The 5,121-nt window shown below is 40.8% G+C and carries 4 protein-coding genes; 3 read left to right on the top strand and 1 reads right to left on the bottom strand.

The annotated features are described in order from the left end of the window. A partial coding sequence (locus B4H32_RS09905) for a DNA internalization-related competence protein ComEC/Rec2 (protein WP_286802702.1) occupies positions 1 to 2,334 on the top strand: 2,334 nt, incomplete at its 5' end. Position 2,335: 1 nt separating this feature from the next. Here B4H32_RS09905 and B4H32_RS09900 read toward each other — a convergent pair. Next, positions 2,336 to 3,292, bottom strand: coding sequence for a lysophospholipid acyltransferase family protein (locus tag B4H32_RS09900; protein WP_286802700.1), 957 nt, complete (start codon positions 3,290 to 3,292; stop codon positions 2,336 to 2,338). Positions 3,293 to 3,434: 142 nt separating this feature from the next. On the opposite strand from B4H32_RS09900, the gene sppA reads away from it, so the two are divergent. Both sppA and B4H32_RS09890 read left to right on the top strand, forming a co-directional pair. Continuing rightward, complete coding sequence (gene sppA / locus B4H32_RS09895; protein WP_286802699.1) at positions 3,435 to 4,457, top strand: signal peptide peptidase SppA; 1,023 nt, start codon at positions 3,435 to 3,437, stop codon at positions 4,455 to 4,457. Positions 4,458 to 4,622: 165 nt separating this feature from the next. After that, positions 4,623 to 5,121: alpha/beta fold hydrolase (locus B4H32_RS09890; protein WP_286802697.1), on the top strand; the 499-nt coding region annotated here is incomplete at its 3' end.

Below are 5,121 nucleotides of genomic sequence, written 5' to 3'. Positions count from 1 at the left end.
CTTTTGGCAATCGCAATATTCAGTTTTGGCTTATATGCAAAACGATTCTATCTGAATCAGACTTTATATAAATTTCTTATCCTGATCAGTGCCAGTTGGGCACTCTTTTGCGGTGGATATCATTTTGCAGATACGGCTTTAGAACATCGATTGCAACTCAGGGAGCTTGAACTACAGCCATTTGAGGCCATTGTTTATATTAAAAACCTAGATGAACTGACAGAAGATGGACACAAACAAATTGCGGAGGTGCTCAATCGGCATGCTCAACCCGTAAATTGGTTTCTGTATTTAAAGAAAAATAAAGATCAAACTTTTCAGTCTCAATCCTTACAGCTTGGTCATTATTACCGAGTCTACGGCAAGATTAAGCCAGCACATAGTTATGCAGTTGCAGGCGCATTTGATCAGGAAAAATGGTTTTTACAGCAAAATGTGATGTCTGCATTTTCCGTACAGCAGATTCAGCCTTTAAGCCCTGACGAGATTTATGCCTTGGGTTATCAGCAGCACTTAAAGCAGCAACAGGGCTTTCGGACTAAGTTACTGTTAAATGTTGAAACAAAACGTTTGGCATTTCGGCAGATGCTACAAAATTCAAACCTACAGCACAAAGGTCTGCTTTTGGCCTTGCTGACAGGTGATGAAAGTCTATTATCCAATACTTTAAAACAACAGTTTCAATTGCTCGGCATCTCTCACTTATTGGCGATTTCAGGGCCTCATGTATTGATTTTTGCCTTAATGTTGACTTGGATTTTGCAAAGATTGGTGCAACGTTATTATCCGAAGTTGTATTTGTGGCAACCACGACAGATTTTAGTGCTACTGCCATTTGGGTTAAGTGTTCTGTTATATGTCGCTTTTGTCGGTTTTGAAATTCCAGCAATTAGAACTTTGTTAACTGTCATCGTTGCCAGCCTTTTTATTTTATTTCGGCAAGAGATTCAACCTTTTGCATTGCTGGTGTATAGCGCAAGTTTGTTATTAATTTATGATCCATTTAGCATTTTATCGGCAGCTTTTTGGTTGTCTTATGGCGCATGTTTTATTCTGCTCAGGGTTTATCAAACCATCAATAGCTTACCCAAAGATCAGGTGGCAACAAAAAAACAAAAAGCTATTTTTGCAATAAAAGTTTTGATCGAGTCTCAATGGAAAATATTCGTTGCCTTATTGCCTTTGGTCTTGATTTTCTTTCAGCAAGTTTCATGGATTGCACCACTCACTAATCTGATCGCCATTCCAGTCTTAAGTGGCTTGGTTGTGCCTTTGGATATTATTGCCGCTTGTGTCTGGCTGATCATTCCAGCATTGGGGCAATTATTTTTTCAGCTCAATGATATTTTATTATCTTTGTTAATATGGATTTTAAATGGATTACAGCAAATTTCTCCTGATATGTATGGTGTCAGTTGCACACCATTAATGATGGTCAGTTTGATTTTGGGTTTAATCATTTTATTTATGCCCAAAGGGACGCTGCCAAAAGCCTGGGCTTTGGTTTGCTTTTTACCTATTGTATGGGGGGTAAAATCACAACCCACGATTTTAAATATTCTGGACGTGGGGCAAGGACAATCGGTTCTTTTACAGCATCCTCAGCAGATATTAATGATTGATACAGGTGGGTCATATGATGAGAGCAAGTTTAGTTTAGGTGAACGGGTGGTGATTCCATTCTTACGCCAACAGGGTGTTCGACATCTGGATCATGTGATTCTATCGCATCTCGATCAAGACCATAGTGGCGCATTTCCTGCGATTCAAAATGCCTTTGCAATCACCCAGGTTCAGTCCAATGAACGCAGTGACAAAATGCCGTTTCAGGATAATTTTTCATTTTGTCAGCAGGGTCAAAACTGGTCATATGTAAATGTAAAAGTTGAAATTCTATTTCCACGCCCTGAGCAATTGGTTTATGCAAAAGATCAGCAAAATGAACAGTCTTGTGTGCTGTATCTACAGTTTTTGGATGCCCAGCCGTATCAAAACTTCCTCATTATGGGCGATGCAGGCTGGGAAACTGAATATAAATTGTTGCAACAATATCCTGATTTGAAAGTGGATGTCTTGCTACTTGGGCATCATGGCAGTAAACACAGTTCGGCCTATGATTTTCTGGCAACATTAAAACCGAAACTTGCGATTGCTTCGGCTGGTTTTAATAACCGTTATGGGCATCCGACTCAGGAATTACAAAACCGTTTGCAGGCGTTAAATATTCCTTTGCTTACGACAGTACAGGCAGGAACCATCAGTTTTGTATTTGAAAATGGCAAAGTGGAGCTAAGGCAACAACGTCAACAGGTGAAATGGCTGGAAAGAAAATAGCCTAAGCATTTTCCTGAGATAGGTTTTGTTGACGAACTTCTGCAACCTTAATCAAAGCTTCATTCTCGTCAATATCATAAATTTTCTTGAGGGCAGGGTTGGCGCTAAAACGTTTATAACTCCAATGGTAATGTGCAGGGTAGCGTTGAATCAGTTGCTCCAGAGTCTGGTGAATGATCAGCGTGCCATCTTCAGCACTTCCCTCATAAATCTGGGGATTGATCGGTTCAATATGCATGTCAAAACCATCTTGTTCATTTCTCATGGTATAGAGTAGGAGCGCTTTGGCCTTGGTTTTTTGAATGAGTTTCGCACTCAGACTGCTTGAGGCGAGTGGAATACCAAAATAGTTGATCATTTCACCGCCATGATCAGGGGTATGATCGGGCAGGATTGCGGTGGTTCCACCTTGTTTCAAGGCCTTAAAAATCTGCCGAACACCGCTTTCATCAGTAGGGACAAGATGAGCCTGTTCACGACTGCGCGCGTCACGGACAAATTGGTCAGCACCAGCATTTTTGACAGGTTTATACAAAATAGTCATCTGTGTATATTTTGAGAACCATGAATTCATCGCTTCCCAAGTTCCAAAGTGAGGAATAATCAAAACCAGACCTTTTTGTTCTGCCAATGCTGCATGGAAATAATGTTCACCATGAATCTTGTGAATTTGTTGAATATTCTTTTGACTGGAAGCTCCCCAAATACTGACAAACTCAAAATAAGAGGTCAATTCATTGCGAATTGCCTGTTTGGTCAGTTGTTCTCTCTCTGGTTCAGCCAAGTCAGGAAACACAATCTGGATGTTGAGTCGAATGATTTTTGAAAGTTTGGAAAGCTGAAATGTGGTAAGTAAGACTGCAACCAAACGTGCAAAAAAACGTCCTAACTGAATCGGCTGGCGACTAATGAGCTTGAGTAGGCGATAACTTGAATGGTTTGAATTTGGCTGAGTCATTTATTTATTGCAGATTGGAAAATTACAAGAGACCAGTATAATGCAAAAAATAATTATAAGTTCAAACAAGTTATTTAAACAGTTTTGTGCCCATCAGCGTATATAATAAGGCCACTTTTAAAATACATTGGATTGGAATCTTATGTCCGATTGGCCACCAAAACCACAAAATGAATCCACAAATTTAAATAATGTGACAGGCAAAGAATGGCAGATTTTAGAAAAAGCTGTCTTGGCTTCTGTCGAAGAACAACGCCGTAGCCGCCGTTGGAGTATCTTTTTTAAATGTTTGGGTTTTGCTTATTTACTGATTGTACTGATTGCAATGAGTAAGGGATGTTCGACCAGCACAGAAAAATCAACCAGCAGCATTGGCAGCAGTCATTTGGCAATTGTTGATATTGTTGGCACCATTGATTCCTCTGCGGGTCAGTCTACAGTGAACAGTGAAGATACCAACAAGGCTTTAAAACGGGCATTTGAAGCAAGTGGCAGCAAGGCAATTGTCCTCAATATCAACTCACCTGGTGGATCACCTGTGCAGTCGGATGAAATCTGGCAAGAAATTCGTTATCAGAAAAAACAGCATCCGAATAAAAAGGTCTATGCTGTCATTGGCGATATGGGGGCTTCTGGTGCCTACTATATTGCCTCGGCTGCGGATGAAATCATTGTAAATCCATCAAGCTTGGTCGGGTCAATTGGTGTGATCATGCCGAACTATGGTTTAAGTGGTTTGGCACAGAAATTGGGTATAGAAGACCGTACCTTAACATCGGGTAATAACAAAGATATCCTGAGTATGACCAAACCGATTAATCCTGAACAGCGTGCGCACGTTCAGGCGTTGCTGGATAATGTTCATGGTCACTTTATCAATGCGGTTAAAGAGGGACGTGGCAAACGTTTAAAATCGAATGATCCAGCGGTTTTCTCTGGTTTATTCTGGACGGGTGAACAGGCAATTGCACTTGGTGTTGCAGATCGTAGTGGTAGCATTACCACCCTGATGCGTGAGTTAAAGGTTGATCAAAAAGTGGATTATACCGTTCAACGTAATCCTTTAGAGTCTATTTTGGGGCGTATGGGTGCAAAGATTGGCGAGGGGATTAGTAGCTCTCTTGCAGCACAACTGGAAACTCAGCAAAACGCGAAAATACAATAACATATCTGATGCATCGCTTCGATAAAAGCGCTGTGTTGATCTTAATCAGGCTGTGTATATCACAGCCTTTTTATTGTAAAAATAACTGTACAGTTCTCCCTTTTATTTGCAATACATGTGTAGAACGAGATAATTGACCAATCAGTGAAAATAAAAGACAAGCTTATGAAACCTTTGATTCATTTTGCCCATGCTAATGGTGTTCCATCAAAAGTCTATCAAAAACTGTTTGATCAGCTCAAAGATCAATATGACATTATTTATGTGGCAGAAATTGGAACAGATAAGCGTTATCCAATTACACATGGCTGGGCATATTTGGTTGACCAGATCATTGATAGCATTGTGAGGCAGGCCCAGGGACGAAAAGTCATTGGTCTGGGACATTCCCTGGGGTCGGTATTGACGCTGATGGCAGCGTATCGCCGACCTGAACTTTTTTCACAAGTGATTATGCTGGATCCACCCCTGATTATTGGCAAGGCCTCGTTATTTTTTCATCTTGCAAAAATCTTCAAACCGAAGCTGGTCGATAAAATTACGCCAGCAGGCTTGTCGGTACGCCGACGCGATCACTGGGAATCCCGTGAGCAAGCGGCTGAGCTACTAGGTTCGAGAGGGTTTTATCAACATTTTGATGCAGACTGTTTTCAAGCCTACATTG

This window comes from Acinetobacter sp. UBA2063, from assembly GCF_002333245.1.
Classification (GTDB): Bacteria; Pseudomonadota; Gammaproteobacteria; order Pseudomonadales; family Moraxellaceae; genus Acinetobacter; species Acinetobacter parvus.
The sequence above is the reverse complement of the archived record's forward strand: the minus strand, read 5'-3'. Positions and strand labels throughout refer to the sequence as shown.

Excerpts from the sequence above, each read along its gene's own strand:
- B4H32_RS09900 (WP_286802700.1), bottom strand. The coding sequence starts at position 3,292 with ATGACTCAGCCAAATTCAAACCATTCAAGTTATCGCCTACTCAAGCTC.
- sppA (WP_286802699.1), top strand. The coding sequence starts at position 3,435 with ATGTCCGATTGGCCACCAAAACCACAAAATGAATCCACAAATTTAAAT.